Annotated in this window: 17 protein-coding genes; 12 read left to right on the forward strand and 5 right to left on the reverse strand. The window is 50.7% G+C overall.

Annotated elements, in window-relative coordinates:
- Positions 1–120: 120 nt before the first annotated feature.
- The 5 genes from ACFQZT_RS19690 to ACFQZT_RS19710 all read right to left on the reverse strand — a co-directional run bounded on the left by ACFQZT_RS19690 (position 121) and on the right by ACFQZT_RS19710 (position 7046).
- Complete coding sequence (locus tag ACFQZT_RS19690) at positions 121–1272, reverse strand: MBOAT family O-acyltransferase (RefSeq protein WP_379302548.1); 1152 nt, start codon at positions 1270–1272, stop codon at positions 121–123.
- A gap of 134 nt (positions 1273–1406) precedes the next feature.
- Positions 1407–2309, reverse strand: a complete 903-nt coding sequence (locus tag ACFQZT_RS19695; protein ID WP_379302549.1) for a hypothetical protein — start codon at positions 2307–2309, stop codon at positions 1407–1409.
- On the reverse strand, positions 2309–3505 hold the full coding sequence (locus ACFQZT_RS19700) for a class-II aminoacyl-tRNA synthetase family protein (protein ID WP_379302550.1): 1197 nt from the start codon (positions 3503–3505) through the stop codon (positions 2309–2311). Before ACFQZT_RS19700 ends, ACFQZT_RS19695 begins: the two co-directional genes overlap by 1 nt.
- A 6-nt stretch (positions 3506–3511) precedes the next feature.
- Positions 3512–3769: an acyl carrier protein gene (locus tag ACFQZT_RS19705; RefSeq protein WP_379302551.1), complete on the reverse strand. Its 258-nt coding sequence runs from the start codon at positions 3767–3769 to the stop codon at positions 3512–3514.
- Positions 3770–3818: 49 nt separating this feature from the next.
- Positions 3819–7046 carry an FG-GAP repeat domain-containing protein gene (locus ACFQZT_RS19710; protein WP_379302552.1) on the reverse strand — a complete coding sequence of 1076 codons (3228 nt, stop codon included), beginning with the start codon at positions 7044–7046 and terminating at the stop codon, positions 3819–3821.
- 316 nt (positions 7047–7362) lie between these two features.
- Between ACFQZT_RS19710 and ACFQZT_RS19715 the strand changes: the two genes are divergently transcribed.
- The 12 genes from ACFQZT_RS19715 to ligA all read left to right on the forward strand — a co-directional run bounded on the left by ACFQZT_RS19715 (position 7363) and on the right by ligA (position 21943).
- A complete protein-coding gene (locus tag ACFQZT_RS19715) occupies positions 7363–9879 on the forward strand; it encodes a U32 family peptidase (protein ID WP_379302553.1) in 2517 nt (838 codons plus the stop codon).
- Positions 9880–10103: 224 nt separating this feature from the next.
- Positions 10104–10232 (forward strand): hypothetical protein, encoded by a 129-nt coding sequence (locus ACFQZT_RS19720; RefSeq protein ID WP_379302554.1) that lies wholly within the window; start codon positions 10104–10106, stop codon positions 10230–10232.
- A 498-nt stretch (positions 10233–10730) separates the two neighbouring features.
- Positions 10731–11771: an ABC transporter ATP-binding protein gene (locus ACFQZT_RS19725; protein WP_379302555.1), complete on the forward strand. Its 1041-nt coding sequence runs from the start codon at positions 10731–10733 to the stop codon at positions 11769–11771.
- Positions 11764–12480 carry an ABC transporter permease subunit gene (locus tag ACFQZT_RS19730; RefSeq protein WP_379302556.1) on the forward strand — a complete coding sequence of 239 codons (717 nt, stop codon included), beginning with the start codon at positions 11764–11766 and terminating at the stop codon, positions 12478–12480. The genes ACFQZT_RS19725 and ACFQZT_RS19730 overlap by 8 nt, the downstream gene beginning before the upstream one ends.
- Before the next feature lie 5 nt (positions 12481–12485).
- Entirely contained in the window at positions 12486–13877 is a 1392-nt protein-coding gene (locus ACFQZT_RS19735) for a GldG family protein (protein ID WP_379302557.1), read from the forward strand.
- Complete coding sequence (locus ACFQZT_RS19740; RefSeq protein WP_379302558.1) at positions 13874–14812, forward strand: DUF4340 domain-containing protein; 939 nt, start codon at positions 13874–13876, stop codon at positions 14810–14812. The genes ACFQZT_RS19735 and ACFQZT_RS19740 overlap by 4 nt, the downstream gene beginning before the upstream one ends.
- A gap of 138 nt (positions 14813–14950) precedes the next feature.
- A complete protein-coding gene (locus tag ACFQZT_RS19745) occupies positions 14951–15172 on the forward strand; it encodes a hypothetical protein (RefSeq protein WP_379302559.1) in 222 nt (73 codons plus the stop codon).
- A 28-nt stretch (positions 15173–15200) separates the two neighbouring features.
- Positions 15201–16007, forward strand: a complete 807-nt coding sequence (locus tag ACFQZT_RS19750; protein WP_379302560.1) for a spore coat protein — start codon at positions 15201–15203, stop codon at positions 16005–16007.
- A gap of 174 nt (positions 16008–16181) precedes the next feature.
- Entirely contained in the window at positions 16182–16646 is a 465-nt protein-coding gene (locus tag ACFQZT_RS19755) for a hypothetical protein (RefSeq protein ID WP_379302561.1), read from the forward strand.
- A gap of 180 nt (positions 16647–16826) precedes the next feature.
- Complete coding sequence (gene pcrB / locus ACFQZT_RS19760) at positions 16827–17522, forward strand: heptaprenylglyceryl phosphate synthase (RefSeq protein ID WP_379302562.1); 696 nt, start codon at positions 16827–16829, stop codon at positions 17520–17522.
- A gap of 3 nt (positions 17523–17525) precedes the next feature.
- Positions 17526–19886: a DNA helicase PcrA gene (pcrA, locus tag ACFQZT_RS19765; RefSeq protein WP_379302563.1), complete on the forward strand. Its 2361-nt coding sequence runs from the start codon at positions 17526–17528 to the stop codon at positions 19884–19886.
- Positions 19887–19921: 35 nt separating this feature from the next.
- On the forward strand, positions 19922–21943 hold the full coding sequence (gene ligA, locus ACFQZT_RS19770) for an NAD-dependent DNA ligase LigA (protein WP_379302564.1): 2022 nt from the start codon (positions 19922–19924) through the stop codon (positions 21941–21943).
- The last annotated feature ends 422 nt before the right edge of the window (positions 21944–22365 follow it).

Genomic DNA, 22365 nt, shown 5'->3' on the forward strand with positions numbered 1-22365 from the left:
GTTCCCGGTTTCGTTCAAGATTCGATGTCGAGTTACTTTCAGACTGACTTCGTTATCAAAGTGGACTTTTTAAACAACCTTGTAAAGGTAAAAGGACCACTTCAAATTATATCACTCTCATCAAGTAAAATGAAGCAAGCCCTTATAAATGCGAAGCACCGTTTCATAATTCGAGCTGTAGATAATGACCGAAACCGTCACGAGCGCTTGGGTCACGAAGCAGCGAAAATAGAAATAGGTCTTGGATACTTTTTTCTTGTTGACCGTCGTAATTTTGAGCAAATTTTCAACAGCTAGAATAATGCCGTGGTACAAGCCGTAAAAGAAATAGAGCCAAGTAAAGCCGTGCCATAAGCCAATCATCACCATGATCAGGACCGAGAGTCCGGAAGCGACCCACCGTGTTGGAACGGAACGTGAGAAGAACATGAAGATATGGTCCCGGAAGAAATCCCCGAGTGTCGCATGCCAATTCCGCCAAAATTGTGTCATAGAAGGCGATAGGAAGGGCCGCTTGAAGTTCTCAGGCATCGTATAACCCATCAGACGGCCGAAACCGATAGCCATATCGGAGTAACCGGAAAAATCGAAGTATATGAGCGCGTAAAACCAAACAAGCAAGAACAAGGATTGATGCGTATGCAGATCTTGCTTCAGAACCTGATCGAAGATGCCGGTCATCCAGGTGACGACGACGATTTTTTTGAACATCCCCAGAATAATCCGCTTGACGCTGTCTTCGAACAGAGTGGAGTCAACCGTATAGGGCTTTTTGCTGTCTGCCATAAAGTCGCGGAATTTCAAAATCGGTCCGGACGTGAATGTCGGGATGAACAAGATATAATTGGCATAATCTATCGCCGGTACTTGGCCGTCTTTGCCGAAGAAATAAGCGAAATAATAACCGTCTATCACTTTAAGGACGTTATAGATGAGACCCAGATAGATGATGGCGTCGAAAAGCGGATGATGGAATACATCCATAACAAACAGCCTTACACCGAGGAAAACACCGACAACATTGGCCACAATGGCTAAAATGAACGTAGCCTTCCGCCAAACCGTCGTCCGGCATAAGTAAACAAAACCACCGTAGTTGATCAACGTATAAACGGCGTAGAACAGACAAAGCTTCTTGCTGAACAGCAGCAAAAAGCAAAGGCTGAAAATAATCATGAGAATGCGCTTATTTCCCGCCCACTTGCGAGTGAGCATCAGAACGGCGACCATACCCGCCATAGCGATAATCGCGTTCATATTCATATAAAACATAGCTATAGAACTCCTCGCTTCAAAAAGCTTGCGTCACCTACGGTTCGTGAATGGATAAGGTTAGAACTTCTCGTAGATGAACAAGCCCTTGCCGGTGAAATAGACGAAAACCAAATACAGCATGACAAGATAGACTAGGATTTCGACGGTTTTTTTAAGGAACTTAACCATGCGTCAACCTCCTTGGTGAACAGTGGAGCGCCTTCTTCCCGGTTCAAATGAACGAGATCGTGAAAATAATTCGGATCGTATTTATGCATGAGATCAAGGGTCGGAACATGAGCGGCTTGCAACTGGCGATTCACTTCCTGCTTGAGCGAGGCGACGTACGGCGGATCAGCGTAAGCTTTGTTCCACGGCATCCAGATCACGCGAAGTGGAAGTTGATGGTCGCCCGCATACCGGATAACCCACTGCAGCGCATCGAGATTTGCTTGAAAATCCTTGAGCGTCATAGAGCCGAAGCGTTTGTTATAGTCATCCCATTTGCTCTGAAGAGAGGCATCATCCTGGCGTCCGGGATAAAGCTCTTTATCAATCCAACGCGGCTGGTAGGCGAGACTGCCTTTCCATAAATTTTTGGTAAATTCTTCGCCGGAATCACGGAAATAGTCGCGATAGGTATAGACGTAAGGTTGATACCAAGGTTTGAACCACTGGTAAGTAGGGTCCGTTTCAAGGCTGTCAATCATCGTATGGACATCAATCGCGATAACGAGCTCATCTCGAACCTGGTACAAGTTGCGCGCTAGAATCTCCTTCAGATCCGTCAACTTCCCGTAAGAAAGCCCCATTTCAACCAAGTGAGCCTCCGACTTCTCCTCAATATAAGCGCCCGTAACGGACGAATTACCGAAGAAAACCGGTCCCGATTGGGACCAGTTATGGTGGTAGAGCGTTTTGGTGAAGTCGTTTTTATAAAACCGGCGCGAGCTGACCATCGGATTCCACCATGCGATGAGCAGGTCGGAAACAACGAGAGCCAGCAGCAGGCCGAGGACGAAGCTATTTTTTTTAAGAAAAGTTGCGGCTTTCATTAGAGCGCCTTCTCCTGCCAAGCATGGTACTGCTCACGGAACGCCTTCGGCCACAGCTGCTCGTCCAAGCCGTACTGCGCCAGGAACGCGAATGCCCATCTCTCGATACCGAAGCCTACGCAGCCGGTCACGGCGTTGCGTTTGCCCATTTTGATATTAAATGCGTTGCCGAACGTGTTGCTGTGGAAGTTAACCGAGCTGCAGGCGATTGATTTTTTTACATGTGGAATCGTCAAGCGCAGCTCATATTTCATTTCCTGATTGCGCTGGAACGAAGCTTTCACTTGAAAATCGTTCGTGAAGAATGGATCATTAGCAATTTCCATCATACTGTCGACATTCCATTCAACCGCAAGTTCTTTCAAGTATTCAATCGACTTCAAGCGATTTTCTTTAACGAAATCCGGCTTGCCGACGAAAATAATTTCGCGCATGGAGAAGTCGAGCAGACGGCCGAAATCGGTATGGTTTTTGGATTCGAAACGGTGGCATTTGGCGATAGCCGTTACGACAATACCTTCGCCTTCGAGTGTCTCATCCTGCAGCCCTTCATAGCAGTGATAGCACGTGGAAGGATTCATAGTGAAGTTCGGTTTCGGCATGTTCCGATCAAGTTCCAACGCATGATCTTTGTTCCAGCCGCCAGCATCGCGGATCGACTGGGAGAAGGATTCAATGACATCCAAATCCTCTCGAAGATGCGTTAAAAAGTGAATATGTTCCGGGAACGATGTAAAGTGGTTCGTTTTGTTCAATGTCTCCGCGTGAATAACGGCAGGGTAATGTTCTTCTTGCATACCCTCGAATCGTTTCGCGATTTTCGTTACGAAGGAGTAGTCCAAGAAACGCATGAGGCTGGAGAAAGGTTCACGGAAAATGAAGAGACCGGGTTCTAAAACCTTGATAGCCTTACGTTCCACTAATTCTGCAATAATGTCGCCTTCATAAGGAGTATCGACTTTATGCTCGAATAGAATGTTTTCCTTAAAACCGAAGTCGCCTTTGGAGAAACGTTCGACAAGACGGCCTACGCGTTCGATGATGGCATCGCTGCCGTTAGGCGAGTTGTGCTTAATATGGAGATAGCCGTTTGCGATGAAAATATCCTCGATATGCTCATCGACGAAGGCAGATGCATATTTGACCTGTCCATGCTGACTTTCAGCCAGCTGTTCTAAAGAAATCTTACATTCCATCGTTCGTTACCTCGCAGTCTTCTTGGAAATAAAATCGGCAATCTCGCGCACCGTGTTCATGGAGTATAGCATCAGGTCCTGATTCGTGACTTGGATGCCGTAAGTCTTCTCAATATGGGCGATCAGCGCCGTAGCTCCGATCGAATCAACAAACCCATAATCAAACAGGTGGACGTCAACGCCGAAATCATCGTCGTCCGCTTCAATTTCGTAACGCTCGCGAATGTGCGCCTCTAGCTGGGTTATAAGTTCTTCATTGGACATGTTGCAAAGCCTCCTGGTCGGTGGTAGTGAAAGAAAATGAAGGCGGAAATCAAGGTGTCTGCGCCTTCGAGATGGTAAGCGTTATTGAATCCCCGTAACGGGTGATTGTATAGGTGTGCGCCGCAGCATCGTGCTCGACTTTGAGATCCGTAGATCCTGTGAAGAGCAACTCGTCTGGGCTGTATAACTTGAATTGCTGCAGGCCGGCTGACTTTAGATCGATCGCATAGCCGCTGCCCTTTGAACTCAGCTTGAACGGTACGTTGGATCGTATCATATGGAAACTTTCTTTGCCCGGTGCAATGCCAACCGACGACGGCCCGGCAAGCCCCACATAGAAGCGGTTATCCTGTGTAGTATAGATGTCGGAATCGCTTTGCAGGGTGTATTGGGCGAGCTTCTCGCCTTTCTCAATAACGATGCCTAGCGTGTTCTTGTACTCATCCGCCAAGCCAGGTACCTTGGTCAAATCTGGCGTTAAAGTGGCATGCCAATGCGGGCTGCCCCCAGCCAGGCGATCTTTCAGCTTGTCCCACCAATAGGAGGCCCAAGTCTGGCTGATATGGACTTCACCCTTCATGGCAGCCAAGAAGGACTGGGCCATTTGGGTTTCGGTCATAAAGTTATAATCATGCTTCGTACGAAGCTTATTAAAATAGTCGGCGAATTCGGTTAAATCGGCGATTTTGGCCGGCACGGGAAAATGGTACTCGATGTGCTCGAAATAATCAATCGGCATATCCAATTTCACCATCGACTCAAAAATGTCGGTTGTTGCATAATCGCCAGTCCGCAGTACGGGCGTCGGCGTATGAATCAACATCGTGGAATCCGCCCCGCCTTTCCGATCTTGAAGAAGAAACGGGAGCGACCAAATCGAATCCGGACGGGCAATAACCGGTGAATCCGAAGGCAAGAAACCGAAATTATACCACATGCTTTGCTGCTGTTCGCTGCGAAGCGTTTGCTGCTGATCTTGATTATTTACACGCCAGGTGTGTTGATTCGTGCCAGGATGCAGCCACGGGATGCCGAGTTTGTCGAAAGCTTGCTTATGAAGCTCGACTTCCGTAAGTTCCTGCTCGGCGGATTTGTAATTATGCACGAACACATGCGGATTCAAATCCAAGTGATTGTCCTTGGCATACTGGATAAAGTCGCTCAACTCCGCCTTGTAAGGAAATTGCGGGTCGTCGATCGCAACGGGAGAACCGAATTCAACGCTGCCGACAATCAGATCGTCCGCTCCGTCATGATTGAGATCGAGCCATAGCGGGACGGAATAGTGGCCAGATACCAAAGCATGGTTGCCGACTTGGTTAAGGCTGGAACCGTTGATAGGACCTGCATCCGACCAAGCGCCGTTGGTTTCTTGGATGAACACCTGCAGATCCCCGTCGCTCCCGCCGACCACGATGTCCGGTCGGCCGTCGCCGTTTATGTCACGCACGGCCGGCGCAGCGTGCGTGCCGTGATTAGGCAGCGCGAAGATTACGCTGCCTTGTTGCAGATCAAGGGCCTTGGCGCTGCGGCCCTTGTATAGCCACACTTGTCCATCGGCTCCGCCCAGGACAAGGTCGAGCTTGCCGTCGCCATCGATGTCGGCGACGGCTGCCGCTGCAGGCCCGCCGGGCAGCTGCAGCGGCTTGCCGCCTGCGAGCACGGCCGCGGGCGGGCCGAATCTGCCGCTAGCGAGCTGCGGCAGGTAGCGGACAGCGCCGGACTCGTCGGAGACGACGAGGTCCGGGCGCCCGTCCCCGTTCACGTCGGCGGCGTGAACGGTGGTGTAGGGCCCGAGCTGGAGCGGCTTGCCCGACTCCAGCAGCAGCTTTGAAGGCGCGCCGAACGTGTCCGGCTGCGCCTTGCCCTCCGGCAGCGGCTCGCTAGCGTACGCTGCAGCATCAGGCCCTTGATTCGTGTAGACGTACACGAATCCGTCGGCGCTGCCGGCCAGCAGGTCCATGCGGCCGTCGCCGTTCAGATCCGCCGCGGCCGGGTACGCGCGGTAAGGCAGCTCGATCGCGCTCGCCAGATCGCGATACTGCGGGAACAAGGCTTGGCGCAAAGGCTTGCCGCCAGCCATCACGTGCAGCCCGCTCGCGTAACCCGAGCCGGGCAGCTCCCCGACGAACTTTGGCTGCGTGTTCGTCCCGGTATTGAGCTGTACGGTCACGCTCTCGCGCCATTGCCCCCAATAAAAGGCATTGCGCACAAGCGTGAACGAAGGAATTTCGTCGTACTTCTTGAGCAGCTCCACCCAAGCGATGCCGTCCTTCTGCTGAATGGCGGGCATCGCCTCAAAATGGTTCTGGAAAGCCATCGCGGGTCGGCCATAGGGACCAAGCACCTTTTTGGCGCTGTAACCCAGGGTTTCCTTAGATACATAAGCCAGCAGTTCGCTGCGGTACTGCATATTAGCCGCGGCAAAAGCGAAATGGAAGTAGGGCTCCAGCGGCAAGTCCCTTTTATTGAAGTAAGCCGTTCCGGGTACAGGCTTGCTTTCGGCATGGTATTTTTCGGCAAGCTGTTTAAAGCCTTGATTCGGATCCATCCCGCTCTGCATATCGTAGCCAGTCGGGAAATAACGGTTCGGCAGAAAGTTGCTGCTGACCAACACCGTCCCGGAGCCGACCCGATTCATGATGGAGAGTGAAACCTGATCCAAAGATACGATCGTTTGGGCCGAAGAGGGAATGAATCCGTATCCCCAGTTCAAGCCCGGAAGGCTATCCAGTGTGTTATGCTTGAAATAGCTTTGGCTAAACAACTGAAAAACCTGCTGCAATCCTTGCAGATTGTAAGGAACTTGCGGGTAGGCGAAGCTAGGTGTTTCTTTGGCCAAGCTAGGCGCAGATGCCATCTGAGCGTCCCTTGTCCTGAGATCAACAACTTTCCGGGCACCTAAGAATTCAGGCGGAAAGCTGGAGGCGAACTCGTTTTCTACTAATAAATGCCCGCCTTGTTCGACATACTTCATGAGTTTGGCGGATTGCTCCGTCCAACTCGGATCTTGCGCAAGTGCAGGATCCAAATAAATCGCGTTATACTCGCGCAGCGTTTTCGCTGATAACGTATGGAGGTCTTGCCGTTCAAGTTGAACGCCGACCTGCAGGGTTTGCTGGTAATTTCCGTAGGCTGCCGAATCGTAGGTGTCAGAGCTCGTCGCATAGAGGAGCTTTATTCCGTCTACTTTGCTGATGAAGAAAAGCAGCGAAATGAAAATGATGAAGCCAAGCGCTATGACAATAAGCAGCTGTGGCACACGAAATTTCGACAAAACCAAGTGTGATCCCTCAATTGCTAAATAAGGTAACTATCCTCGACATTATAGCATTTATAAGGGGCTTTGTTAACTTTTAAAGCCTGAGAGCGGCTCGCAGACGGCGTAGAAAAAGAAAGCGGATGTCGGAAATTGATTAAGTTTGCAAGGTTCCTTCCCCATAAATTACCTAAGCGAGGGATGTCGGCCTCTAAAGCTTACTGCGGGTACATGACGGGGACCCCCTCCCTAGCTTCCGTCCCACCCTTTCTGTTACACTAAAGAGAAGACTTGAGAAAACTTAAGGATCTATTTGTGAAAGGGATTTGCTGCCATGCGTACGATACGCAGAGAAGATATAGAGTTGTTAGCCCCTGCGGGGGACTGGGATTGCCTGAGAGCGGCTGTTGCCAATGGGGCGGATGCCGTGTTTTTTGGCGTGGAAAAATTCAACGCGCGTGCCCGTGCCCATAACTTTACGATGGACGAGCTGCCGGAGATTATGTCGTTCCTTCATCTATATGGGGTGAAAGGATTTCTGACCTTTAACATCCTTGTATTCGAGGAAGAGTTGAGTGAGGCGAAGCAGCTGATTGAGGCTTGTGTGGATGCGGGCGTGGATGCGGTGATCGTGCAGGACCTCGGTCTTGTGAAAATGATTCGCGAAATCTCCCCGGACTTCCCGATTCACGGGTCGACGCAAATGACGATTACTTCGCCGGAGGCCGTCGAATTCACGAAACCGTTCGATATCGAGCGGGTCGTGCTCGGACGGGAGAACAACCTGAAGCAAATCAAGCAAATCGGCGACCAGGCGAAGCTGCCGATGGAAGTTTTCGTGCACGGAGCGCTATGTGTCTCTTATTCGGGTCAATGTCTGACATCCGAAATGTGGGGCGGCCGCTCCGCCAATCGCGGGGAGTGCGCACAGGCTTGCCGTCTGCCGTACGATTTGATGATCGACGGCGTGCAGAAGCCGATGGGCGACGTGGCTTATTTACTGTCGCCGAAGGATTTGGCGGCGCTGGAGCTAGTGCCGGAGCTGATCGAGGCCGGCGTGACGTCTTTTAAAATCGAGGGGCGTTTGAAGAGCCCTGAGTATGTCGCCAACGTCGTGAGCAAGTACCGACGTGCGATCGACCGTTATTTCGACGGGGAGAATCCGCGCCCGACGAAAGAAGAGCTGCGCGAGCTGGAGCAAAGCTTCTCGCGCGGTTTTACCGTTGGTTTCCTGAAAGGAACCAACAACAAGCAGCTCGTCGAGGGGACTTATCCGAAGAGCCGCGGGGTATTTGTGGGCCGCGTCAAGCAGATTCTGCGCGACGGGGTGATCTGTGAGCTGGAGGCGCCGGTGAAGCGCGGCGACGGTATTGTCTTCGACGCCGGGGATCCGACGAAGAAGGAAGAAGGCGGGCGCATCTATGATTTGCGCCGCAAGGGAGAAAAGCTTGAAGGCGAAGCAGAGGGCGGTTTGATCGAAATCATTCCGGGTCGGAATGATGTGAACTTGACGCGGCTGCATGTCGGCGACCGCATCTGGAAGACGAATGATCCGCATCTTGATAAACGTCTGCGCCAAAGCTACGAAACCGATAAGCCCTACCGGACGTTCCCGGTTAGCGTGAAGGTGACCGGTGTAGAGGGCGAGCCGCTCAAAAGCTGGTGGACGGATGCTAGCTGCGGCCATACCGTCTTCGTGCAATCCGAGCTTCCGCTGGTCCGCGCGGAAAAACGTCCCATGGACGAACAGCTCTTTCAGGAGCAGTTCGGCCGGCTTGGCGGCACGATTTACGAGCTCAGCCAGCTGGATGTCCAGCTGACCGGCGAGCTGATCGTGCCGATGCGCGAACTCAACAGCATGCGCCGCGCCGCTGTTGAACTGATGGAAGACGAGCGGCAGAAACCGCGCTCGTACCAGAAGCGGCACATCGGCGTGTATGACGATGTGCCACAGCCTGCGGCCCAGCCAGCTGTCAGCACGCCTGAGCAAGATGTGCAGCTCACCGCGCTCTGCCGGAATCTGGAGCAAGTAAAGGCGGTTCTGAAAACCGACGTTAATTTCATCTATGCCGATTTTGAATTCATTAAGCAGTTCCCCGCAGCCGTAGAAGCCGTTCACGCGGCCGGCCGCAAGATTGCTCTTGTAACGCCGCGCATTCATATGCCGGGGGAGACGGGCTATTTTAACAACATTTTGAAGCTGGCACCGGATGCCGTGCTTGTACGTAATACCGGCGCAGCTTATTACTTCCTGAAGCATCAGTGGGAAAACCCGAACGGACCGAAACCTCAGCTGATCGGCGATTTCTCACTGAATATTGCGAACCACAAAACAGCCGCGCTGTTCTTGGAAGCAGGTCTGTCGAAGGTGACGCCTTCGTATGACTTGAACATTCAGCAAATGGTGGACTTGCTCCGCCGTGCCGAAACGTCCAAGCTCGAAGTGGTGATTCATCAGCATATGCCGATGTTCCATACGGAGCACTGCGTATATTGCACGTTCTTGAGTGAAGGAACGAACTACACGAACTGCGGTCGTCCTTGTGAAGAGCATCGCGTTTCCTTGCAGGATCGGGTCGGCATGTCGCATCCGGTTCGCGTAGATGAAGGCTGCCGCAATACCGTCTACAATGCGATCGATCAGTCTGGAGCGGAATATTTGAGCCATTTCATGGAGCTGGGCATCCGTTCGTTCCGCGTGGAATTCCTGGAGGAATCGCCAGAGAAGGTGCAGGAGATTATTGCTCTGTACCGCCGTGCGATCCGCGGAGAGATTAGCGGAACGCAAGTATGGAAATCGCTGAAAGCGACCAATCAGCTTGGCGTTACGCGTGGTCAGCTAGTGAAGTAATAGGTTTTCGGAGCCCCTAACTGCAAAACATACAGTTAATTTGGCCTAATTAGACCAATTGCGACGGTTAACCTGCAAAAAGTGCATGATATCTACTGAGAAAATGGACATTTGCGCCAAATAGGTGAAATTAACTGTACTTTTTGCAGGTCAAACTTTGGATAAACCTCTCATGTTCCTTTTACATGTAGAAAATGCAGTTCAAGGCACAGTAGAACAACCTCTTGAAAGAGTCCGTTGCTGCCGCAACTCCTTCCAACGAAGAGGTTGTCGGAAGCTCCTTCGGATTCCCGCAAGACTATTCCATTCGCGCTATCAACAACGCGCTGACTCATGTGGAAAAAATGGGATGATGACGATGCGATTATGAGGCCTTAGGAACAAAGGTCGCTAATAAGGCACAGTAAGGACGCTAATGTTTGCCAGATCACTTTGATTCTTGCTAGGAAAGAACAAAGGTCCATAATTAGCGAACGATATTCGCTGTATATGGACTTTTGTTCTCTCCCGCCACTCAGCGGACAACTCTCCCACATATTAGAATCCCAAAGTTCTATATTAGTGCACCGTGGGGCGCTAATTCACAAAAACTGCCGATTACTTGGCAGAATCCGCTATCCCAGAAGCCATCAACGTTGCTGATACAAAGAATAGGAGATGCCCCAAGTAGTTTCATTTACTTATGGGACAGCTCCTTTTTTCTTGACAATCCATTTGAAAATTTCATTTTGTTCACAATTTGGACACATTTTTTTAATCTTTTTTTCAGATTCGCTTAAGGTTGGTTTATTGTTGCACGGGTATAGTGATGATGGTTTATATGAACGAACGTTATGAATGGAGGATCTTCGATGCTTGAGGTCAAACAGGTCAGCAAGCTGTACGAAAATGAACGCGGCGTGCATAACATCGATTTCTCAATGCAGCGCGGCGAGATCGTCGGCTTCTTAGGGCCGAACGGTGCTGGCAAAACGACGACAATGCGAATGATTACGGGATATCTTAATCCGACACATGGACAAATATGGGTGGATGGTCTCTCGATGGCCGATCATCCGAAGCAGGCACGACGCAAGATCGGCTATTTGCCGGAAACGCCGCCTTTGTACCCGGAGATGACAGTGCAGTCCTATTTGCGTTTCATTGCGAATTTGCGCGATGTGCCGGCGAGGGAACAAAAACTGCGCGTCGCCGAAGCGATCGACAAGCTTGGCCTGCAAGGACGCGAGAAGCAAGTGATTCGCTCTCTGTCCAAGGGCTATAAGCAGCGCGTAGGGTTAGCGCAGGCCATTCTTCACAATCCGGATCTGCTGATCCTGGACGAGCCCACTTCGGGTCTCGATCCCAAGCAGATCATCGAGATTCGCCAGCTCATTCACGAGCTGGGCGAGAACCATACTGTGCTGCTGAGCACGCACATTTTGCCTGAAATTAACGCGATCTGCAACCGCGTTCTCATTATTAACCAAGGCCGCGTCGTCCTCGATGAGCGCCCGGAGAACCTCGGCCGCACGATGGGCGAGACGTTCGAGGTGTCGCTCGAGGTCAAAGGACCACGCGAGCGGATCATGACCGAGCTGCGCGGGCTGGAAGCCGTCGCCGAGGTCAAAGAAATCGGCGCCGAAGCAGCGCCGACCGCTACCGAACCAGCGTCAACAGACGCTGTAGCAACGACGGAAGCAGCTTCCGTGAAGCTGCTCGTGACCTCCGCGGATCGCTCCGATATCCGCGAAGCCGTATTCTTCCGCCTCGCGCAAGCGGGCTATCCGATTCTCGAAATGAAGCGGGAAAGCCTCAGCTTGGAGGATATCTTCCTTAAGCTGACGACGGACGAACCAGCCGAGGATACATCATCTGCAACCGAGGAAGAGGAGGTGGCCGCCGATGCGTAGAATTTGGGCCATTTGCTCCAAAGAGCTGCAAATGTATTTCTTTTCGCCAATTGCCTATGTGGCGTTTGCTTTTTACGTGCTGCTGTCGAGCTTCTTTTTCTATATCAATTTCGTGAACGGCCAGCCGCCGATTGTCGACGCGCGTTCCGTTGTCGGAAATACCACGTTTATCTATCTGTTCATCATCCCGCTGTTAACGATGCGGTTGGTGGCGGATGAGTTCCGTCAAGGTACCGACGAATTGCTTCTGACCTCGCCGGCGGGCATAGGCGAGATTATTATGGGCAAATACTTGTCCACGCTGGTCGTACAAATTGGTCTCGTCGCGATCAGCTTGATTTACCCGCTGATTATGTCTGCCTTCGGCACACTGGATAAGCCTGTTATGTGGCTATCCTATCTCAGCATGTTCCTGCTGGGCTGCGCCATGATGGCTGTGGGTCTGTTTGCCTCCAGCTTGACGAATAACCAGATGGTAGGCGGGATCGTTGGCTTTGTTCTCCTGCTGTTGTTATGGCTGCTTGACTGGGTAAGCGGAAGCTTTACCGGCAAGCTCAAAGATTGGATCGGACAGTTTTCGCTGACGAGTCATATGACGAACTTGCAAAAGGGCGTCCTGCATGGTGGAGACATCGTCTTTTACATCACACTAGCAGCTGTGTTCCTGGTTCTAAGCATACAAGTCCTTGAAAGAAAGCGTTGGAGGTGAGCAGGATGAACAAATGGATACGCGGAACCAATGCGACAGTATTATCGATTGCGGTGATCGGCATTTTTATCATCCTGACGATTTTCCTTCATTCGTTGAAGGGCTTCCAGGTTGATTTGACCAAAAATAAGAATTTCACGCTCTCTGAGCAGACGGTAACAACACTCAAAAACCTGAATCAGGACATTCATATCATCGCCTTTACCAATAACACGGACAGCAGCAGCGATTTTATTACCCGTCAAGTTACGGATATGGCGGCTGAATACAAAAAGCAAAGCAGTAAAATCACGTTTGATCAGTACGATATGCTGAAAGAGCCTTCCAAGGCGAAGCAGTATGGTGTCGATCAAGGTGGAACGCTCATTTTTGAGATGGGCGACAAAAAGCAAAACGTAAACTTCTATGAGATGTTTAACGGCCAGCAGGACGGCTCGTACACATTCACGGGCGAAGAGAAATTTACGCAAGCCATCAAGAGCCTGACTTCCACGGAGAAGCATACGATCTATCTGTTGTCGGGCCATAATGAATACCCGCTGGATGCCATGACGATTTTGAAAAGCAGCCTGGAAGGCGCAAACTACGTCGTCAAGGATCTAAACCTGTACCGTGAGGGTAAAATACCGGATGATGCACAGATGCTTATGCTCCTCGGGCCTCAAAACGACCTGAATGATAAGGAAGCCGAGCTTATTAACGCCTATCTGAAGGATAAAGGCAAAATTTACATCGCTCTGGGCTTCAATAAAGATATGGCGACCAAGTGGAAAAATATCGATTCGATCATGAGCACCTTCGGCATTCAAGATCAGCATGCAGTGGCGATTGAAGCGAAGCAAACGTCGCTTTACGATCCGCTGACGATCATTCCGGAGTACGGCTCCCACGATATTACGAATAAGTTGGCCAGCAACAATCTGGTGACGATGTTGTCACTCGCTATCAGTTTGAACGCAGACGAGAGCGTAACGGATTGGACGAGATCGCTGCTCCTGAAAACGACAGATAAAGCGTATGGAGAAACAGATATTAATCTTCTTGCGCAATCGAAAACGAAACAGGATGCCTCGGACGTAAAAGGTCCGCTGAACCTTGGTTACGCGATTCAGAGCAAGGATAACAAGCCGAAAGCTGTTATTTTAGGTGGATCTACATTCGTGCTGGATCAAGATATTCAAAATCAAGGGAACAAAGATTTTGCGCTGAACAGCATTGGCTGGCTGCAGGAGCAAAAAGACCAAGTGACGATCCGTCCGCGCCAAGGCGATGCATTCCAGCAAGCACTGATTACGCCTAGCCAAGCGAACACCATCTTCCTTGTCACGATTGTGTTCTTGCCGCTCTTGTTCCTGGTTATTGGCGGATTAATCTGGTGGAGGAGGAGAAGAGGATGAAACGGTTTATTCCTACGATTCTGTTAGTCGTCATTTGTATTGGAGCGTTCTGGTACGCATCCAGCAAAGACTTCTTCCAAGAGAAGAAAGATGAACCGAAAGCCCTCGTCGCCATCCAGCAAGAAAATGTGAAGTCGCTTAGTGTGCATACAGCCGAACAGCAGGTTGAATTAAGCCGAAGTGCCAATGGGACCGGTTGGGATATGACAAAGCCTGCAGCTACCCCTATCAATACTAATCTGGTTGGAAGCTGGCTGGATTCGTTCGGTTTGGTCAACCAGGAGAAGATCGTCGAGCAACAAGCAACCGACCTAACCAAGTATGGTCTCGACAAGCCGACTCAGGTGTATGAAGTCACGATGAAGGATGGATCGAAGAAGGGACTTCAGGTCGGGGCACCGCTGCCGATTCAAGGCTACTCTTATGTAATGGTGGAAGGATCGCCGGTAGTATATCAGGTGAGCGACCAGTCTTTGACGCAGCTGAATAAAGCACCGGTAGATTTTGCCCAGACCAGTCCGGTTCAGTTCGATAACGATAAAGTGCTGAGTGTGAAACTGACTTGGAAAGGTCAGACCTGGACATTGACCAAGACAGATAAGGATAAAGTCACCTCGGAAGCAAACTGGAAGCTTGGCGATAAGGAGCTGAAGGGGGCTGACGCAAGTCCGCTGCTGAATGAGCTGACCTTCCTGCGTACAGCCCAGCTCCCTGTGCCTTCGGCTCAGAAGCCGACGGCCGGCGGAGAGCTTAAAGTTGAGCTCGTCCTATCCGCCGATGGCAAGGAAACGACTGATATTTACGAAGGTAAGCTGAACCAGGACCAAGTTTGGCTAGCGAAACAAGGCGGAGATTGGGCATACCTGCTTACATCCGCAGATGTGCAAAAGATAGCGGATACCTTCGCCGGCAAGCCGGCGCAGCCTGCCTCTTAATTGAAAAAAGACCGTTCCCTGAGCGTTTTACACGCTTAGCGGACGGTCTTTTTTTGCTATACTTTTTTTTCGTTCTTACATAAAACGGGATAATTTGGAAATCATATATGTAGTAATGGAAAGGAGGGTAACATTCACATGTACAATCAAGGAAACCAAGCCATTTCCGGCAAAGAACTATCGTACATAACCGATTCGCTGAAAAATGAGGAGCTGCTTACGAAGCTTTGCGTGCAAGGCGCTGTAGAATGCCAAAGTCCGTCTTTGAAGCAAACGTTGGCTCATCTTTCTCAAGAGCGTATGCAAAACATGAGTATGCTCATGAATACCCTGCAGCAGCAATCCGGCATTACCCACTAATTTCGTAACTCAAGGAGGTGCATCCACCGTGTATCAGCAAAATTATCAGCAGCAAGGCTACGGCGCACAGCCAAATCAACAAAGCCAAACCGGGCAGCCGCAAGTCTATTTACAAGAACAGGATCTGGCTAATTTTGTCCTGTCCGAATTGAAACGAACGGCCCGTGAATATACGACGGCAACCTTAGAGGCGGCAAATCCGCAGATTCGTCAGGCTTTTCAATCCTTACTTCAAAAGACGCTTCAGGATCAAGCAGCCGTTTTTCAAGAAATTCAAAAGTTGGGCGGTTATGAAACCCAACCTGCAGACCAGCAGCAGCTTGGGCAAGAATTACAAAAGCATAGCCAATCTGCAGCCAAGCTTCAGTCCTTTGTCCAGCAAAATTTGAGCAGAGCGGGCAGTGTGGGAGGTGTGGGGAGCTACCAGCAGCCGAATCAGGCTTTTACACAGCAACATCAGCAGAGCCAAAGCCAAAATCAAATCGCAGCGTTACAACAGACGTCATTTCAACCATCGCCAATGATCAACAGCTCGGCATATCCGAATGCGGTTTATAGCCAAGGGGTTTCACAAAGTGTGCAAAACATCCATAATCAACAGCAGCCATACAGCGGTCTGCAAGGACAGAGCTTCGGGGATCATAGTCAGAGCTATGGTCAATCCCAAAGCTATGCGGCAACCGGGGGCTCATCATCGGAAATTGCAGGTTTGACGGGCAAGTCTGCAAGCCAAGGTATGACCGCCCGCAGCCAAGCGAGCGCTTCTAGCGCGCAGTCGGCAGGAGAAAGTTCGTACAGCAACAGACAGCATGAAGGAAGCAAATATAGCTTCTAACCGGCTACTCGAAAGCCGTACCCAAGAAGATGTCAGCAGCTATTAGCTGTATGGCGTCTTCTTTTTTTCAATGATTTGTCCTCCTTAATGAATAATCATGGTATGGAAGCAGCTTGTCACTCATATATAAGGAACAAAGGATGTCCAAACTATGGGAAAAGGGTGTGGATCACTATGAATGCAAAGTGGATTTACGGAACAGCTTCCTTAATCTTGCTGGGCGCGCTGACAACGGCTTGCGGCTCCAAAGATGAAGCAGGGGTTGCGGGGACGAACGGGAGTTCCAAGGTAACGTCGACAGTCGCGCAGACGCATACGGAAAGTAGCGTGAAAACCATACTTTCGGGCGGGAAACCTTCTATAGATGCTACGATTGCTCAAGATGGAAGAAACGCAACCATCACGTATACAACGACCAATTTTAATTTATCCGCTGATCATATGGATAAAACGAATGTCCAAGGCGAAGGGCATCTTCATTTATATGTCGATGGGAAACAGAAGGCGATGCTAAGCAAAAATGCCCCCGTAAGGCTGACCAATTTAGCGACTGGCAAGCATGAAATTAAGATCGAGCTTCAACAGAATGATCATACCGATCTGAACGTGGAGAAAATATTAAATATTGAAGTGAAGTAATAGGGAACAAATGTTTGTATTCGGGTAAAATCGTGGGTCCAACAAGAATCAGGTCGCGCAAAGTGCATATTCCTTGAAAAGGCGGGCGATTAGCCCGTCTTTTGTCATTTGACACACCCGGATGCGTAGCATAGACTGGTGGTAGTATGGCGTATTTGCCGCCTAATCGGAGGGAAAGAATTGATCGTCAATATCAGCAAGTGGAAGCATGTTTTTAAGCTGGACCCGGATCGCGAGATTTCGGATGAGGCGCTGGATCGGTTGTGCCAGTCCGGAACGGACGCGATGATGGTTGGGGGTTCATCCGGTGTGACTTTTGATAATACCGTGGACTTGCTGGCGAGAATTCGTCAGTATGAGGTTCCCGTTGTACTGGAGATTTCCAACCAGGAGGCAATCGTACCGGGTTTCGATTTGTTCCTTATACCGATTGTGCTGAACGCCAATGATCCGCAATGGATTGTCGGACAGCATCACGAAGCGCTGAAGGAATATGGCGCGATACTGAATTGGGATGAAATCATAACTGAAGGTTATATCATATTAAACGGCGAAGCGACAGCCGCTAAGCTGACATCGGCGCGCACCGAACTGGATGTGAGAGATGTGACGGCCTACGCCCGTATGGCGGACAAACTGTTTCGTATGCCTATCGTGTACCTGGAGTACAGCGGTGTTTTTGGTGACATGGAGCTGGTGCGCCGTACGCGGAGCGTTCTGGAGCATGCCCGCCTCATTTACGGCGGCGGCATCGATACGCTGGACAAAGCAAGACAGGCGGCTGAAGTCGCGGATACGATTGTCGTCGGTAACATTATATACAGTGATCTGGAGCAGGCGCTTCAGACCGTGAACCTTGATAGAACAGGAAGGTAACATATGAACGAAACGGTTAATATTTTAGATGCGATCAAAAGACTGAATCCGCAGCAGCGTAAAGCGGTTGAGGCGGTAGATGGACCTCTGCTCATCATGGCTGGAGCGGGTTCGGGCAAGACCCGCGTGCTTACGCACCGCATTGCTTACTTAATCGGCACGCGCAAGGCGGCGCCTTGGAGCATTTTGGCGATTACGTTTACGAATAAAGCGGCTCGTGAAATGCAAGAGCGTGTTGGCAAACTCGTTGGCGGAGCGGGCAGCGATATTTGGGTGTCTACCTTTCACTCCATGTGCGTCCGGATTCTGAGGAGAGATATTTCACGGATTGGTTTTACCTCGAATTTTACGATTCTGGATTCAGGCGACCAGCTTTCGGTGATCAAGACTTGCTGCAAAGAGCTCAACATCGACACCAAGAAGTTCGAACCCAAGGCGTTTCAAGCTGAAATCAGCACGGCCAAAAACGAACTCATCACACCGCAGCAATTTGAAAATAAGATCGGCGACTACTTCCAAGGCCTTACGGCCAAGATTTACGCCCTTTATCAAAAAAAGCTCAGAAGCAACAACTCACTCGATTTTGACGATCTGATCATGGCAACGATTCAGCTATTTAAGGAAGTTCCCGAAGTTCTGGACTTTTACCAAAATAAATTTCAATATATTCATGTTGATGAGTATCAGGATACAAACCGTGCACAGTATATGTTGTGTCAGATGCTGGCCGATAAGCATAAAAGACTTTGCGTTGTAGGTGACAGCGACCAGTCCATTTACCGTTGGCGTGGAGCGGATATCACGAACATTCTCAATTTTGAGCAGGATTATCCTAATGCTACTACGATTCTGTTAGAGCAAAATTACCGCTCCACCTCGAACATTTTGCAAGCAGCTAACAAAGTCATCGCGAACAATACGGGACGGAAACCGAAGAACCTATGGACGGATAAAGAAGGCGGCAGCGCGATCAAAGTGTACCAAGCTGACTCCGAGCATGAGGAAGGCTATTTCGTAACGAATGAAATTAACAAGAATAAGTCGAAGGGTAAAAAGTTTGCCGATCACGCGATTCTGTATCGGACAAATGCGCAATCCCGGGTGATCGAGGAAATTTTGATCAAATCGGATATTCCTTACACCATCGTCGGCGGCGTGAAGTTCTATGATCGTAAAGAGATTAAAGACATTTTGGCGTACTTGCGCCTCATCTCCAACCCGGACGATGATATCAGTTTGTCGCGGATCGTGAATGTGCCGAAGCGGGGCATCGGCGATACGACGATGGATAAAGTGGCTGATATGGCGGGACGGAGAGGGATTTCACTCTATGCGATGCTGGAAGAGGTCGATGCGCTGGAAATCAATACGAAGGCGAAGCACGCGCTGGCTGATTTCCGAGAAATGATTGATAACCTCAATCGTATGGTGGAATACTTGTCGGTTACCGAGCTGACGGAGAAAATGTTAGAGCTGTCGCAGTACCGGCTGGAGATGCAGCGCGAGAACACGATCGAGTCCAAAGCCCGCCTCGAGAACATCGACGAGTTCCTGTCCGTGACGATGGACTTCGAGAAACGCAATGAGGACAAGTCGCTCGTTTCCTTCCTGACGGATCTGGCCCTGATCGCGGATATCGATACGATGGACAAGGATAAGGATGCCGACGAAAAGGATGCCGTCGTGCTGATGACGATGCACAGTGCTAAAGGTCTGGAATTCCCCGTTGTTTTCGTCATCGGGATGGAGGAAGGCGTCTTCCCGCACAGCCGTGCGTTTTCCGACAACGAAGAGCTGGAAGAGGAACGCCGCTTGGCCTACGTAGGCATCACGCGCGCCGAGGAAGAGCTTTTCCTCACGTGCGCCCGCATGCGCACGCTCTTCGGGCGCACCGCCGCGAACGCCCCATCGAGATTCCTCACCGAGATTCCGCAGGAACTCGTGGAGAATGTCTCGATGGGCGGCATCGGCGGTGGCAGCTTCTCCCGAGCTGGCCGCACCAGCTCGTGGGGCAGCAGCGGCAGCAGCTTCGGCGCTGCCGGCAGTTCGGCGAGCCGCGGCGGAGCCGGCTCGTCCGCCTGGGGCACCCCGTCCTCCTTCGGACGGACGGGTTCTAGCGCGGCTGCGCCAAGCCCAGCAGCCGGAGCAAGACCGGCTGCGTTCCGGGCGCCGCAGCCCGCCGCAGGCGGCGCGGTGCCGGACTACAAAGCCGGCGACAAAGTGTCGCACGGCAAGTGGGGCATCGGCACCGTCGTTTCAGTGAAAGGCTCGGGCGACGATACCGAGCTGCAAATCGCGTTCCCGGCGCCTGTAGGACTTAAGCGCCTGCTGGCCAAGTTCGCCCCGATCACGAAAGAATCCTAAATCCTAATTCGCCCAAAAGAGAGGAAGAGCCCGTAATGACAGATGCCATCGCGGCAATGAAAACCCTCATCCAAGAAATCAATCAACATAATCACAACTATTATACGCTCGATAAACCCACGATCTCCGATAAGGAATGGGATACCCTATACGATAAGCTCGTGGCGCTGGAAAAGGAGACGGGGGTCACCCTGCCTTCTTCTCCGACGCAGCGTGTCGGTGGGGAAATTCTCAAGGGTTTTGAACCCCATCGCCATCTTTCCCGACTGTGGAGTCTGGATAAGGCGCAAAACGCCGAGGATCTGCAAGCCTGGCACACACGCGTGCTGAAGTTGATTGCCGACTATAACAGCAAAAATCCCAATCAACCGCTTCCAGACCCCTCGTATGTCGTAGAATTGAAGTTTGACGGTCTTACGCTCAATTTGACCTACGAGCGGGGACAGCTTGTTCAAGCCTCTACGCGCGGGACAGGCACTGTCGGCGAGGGGATCTTAGCCCAAATCAAGACAATCAAATCCATCCCGCTAGAGATTCCTTACGATCAAGGGACAATTGAAGTACAAGGCGAGGGGATGATGTTCCTCTCTGTGCTTGAAGCGTACAACCAGACAGCCGCAGAGCCGCTCAAAAACGCCCGTAACGCCGCTGCTGGAGCCTTGCGCAACTTAAATCCTAAAGTGACGGCAGAGCGCAAGCTGAACGCTTTCTTCTATAATGTCGGCTATTCCGATAATATTCAATTTGCGAACCATATGGAGATGCTGCAGTTTTTGCGTGACAATCATTTTAAAGTCAGCGACCGCACAAGGTTTTTCGATAATATGGAAGACGTGGCCGCTGAACTGGAGCGGATTGCTGAGGAACGCCACAGTTTTGATTTTCTGATCGATGGAAGCGTTGTGAAGCTCACCGATATGCGCACTCGTGAAGTGCTCGGTTATACGGAGAAGTTCCCTCGTTGGGCAGTTGCCTACAAATTCGAGGCGGAAGAAGCAACCACTGTCCTTCAAAGCGTCTCTTGGGAAGTAGGCCGCACAGGTAAAATCACGCCGTTAGCCCGTGTCGAGGCGGTTGACTTGGCAGGTGTAACCGTACAGAACTGTACGCTCAATAACATTGGCGACATCGAACGCAAAAATTTAAAACACGCTCTGGGCAGTCTTGTATACATCCGCCGCTCCAACGACGTCATTCCCGAAATTCTCGGCAAAGTGACCGAGGAGAATGACGGCGAGGAAATCGTCTATCCGACGCATTGTCCGTCTTGCGGCAGCGAGCTCGAAATGCGCGGCGCGCATTTGTTCTGCAATAACCGCCTCGGCTGCAGCCCGCAGCTCGTCGGCCGTATTGCGCATTTTGCTTCCCGCGACGCGATGGACATTGAAACCTTCAGCGAGATGACCGCTTCACAGCTGCATCAAGAGCTGGGTGTCCGCGATCCTGCGGATCTATACACCCTTCAATTCGAAGACCTCGTCAAGCTCGAGCGCTTCGGCGAGAAAAAAGCGCGGAACCTCCTGGACGCTCTAGAAAAAAGCAAGTCCCGCGACTTGGCTTCATTCCTCTATGCGCTGGGAATTCCGAATTCGGGTAAAACGACAACCAAAGTGCTCGCAGACCATTACCGCAGCTTAGCTAAACTAATGGAAGCAACCCCGGAGGAGCTGATCACCCTTCCGGATGTCGGCGGCATTGTTGCGGACAGTATTTACACGTTCTTCCATGACCCTGTCATGGTATCCAGTATTGAACGGATGTTGGCGGCAGGCGTCAATCCGGAAGCTGAAGAGACCGTAGCTGTTCAAGCAAGCCCTGACAATCCGTTTTTCGGCAAAACCATCGTCCTCACAGGTACGCTAAGCACAATGGGCCGCGATGAATGTGCGAAAAAGCTGGAAGCGCTCGGCGCCAAAATCACCGGCAGCGTCTCCAAGAAAACGGACATTGTCATTGCTGGGGAAAGCGCCGGCAGTAAGTTAACCAAAGCGCAGGACCTGGGCATTCGGATCATTGATGATGAGCAGGAACTTTTGCAATTGCTTGGTGAAGCCTAATTTTATTTGGTAATATGAAGGACCTGTAGGACTGCGAATGTCTGACAGTGTCCTTTTGTTTTTAATAACGATCTTGCCTATATTCAGTTACAATGGCATTGGACGAATGGAATGGTTTGGGGTGTTCATTTGCGTTATAAGGAAGGGATTTCTACGTAAAAATCCCATAACCATGCGGGTTTGCGGGTTGTAATATAATGGATGAAGAAAGATGCTTGCATTTCATTTTGAAACCTGATAGTATATGTACTTGTCACCGCAACGAGCGATGCATTAACGCTTTAAACGGTAGCATCATCAAGCTCCTTGAAAACTGAACAAATGAATGAAACAATCAGCAAGTCACGCAAGTGACTATAATGAGATTGCAAAATCTCGTCAGCTTTGAAATTGAGCTATTCAGCTTTCAATAAAGGTTTACC

Origin of the sequence: Paenibacillus sp. GCM10027628 (genome assembly GCF_042676385.1) — a bacterium.
Lineage (GTDB): Bacteria > Bacillota > Bacilli > Paenibacillales > NBRC-103111 > Paenibacillus_E.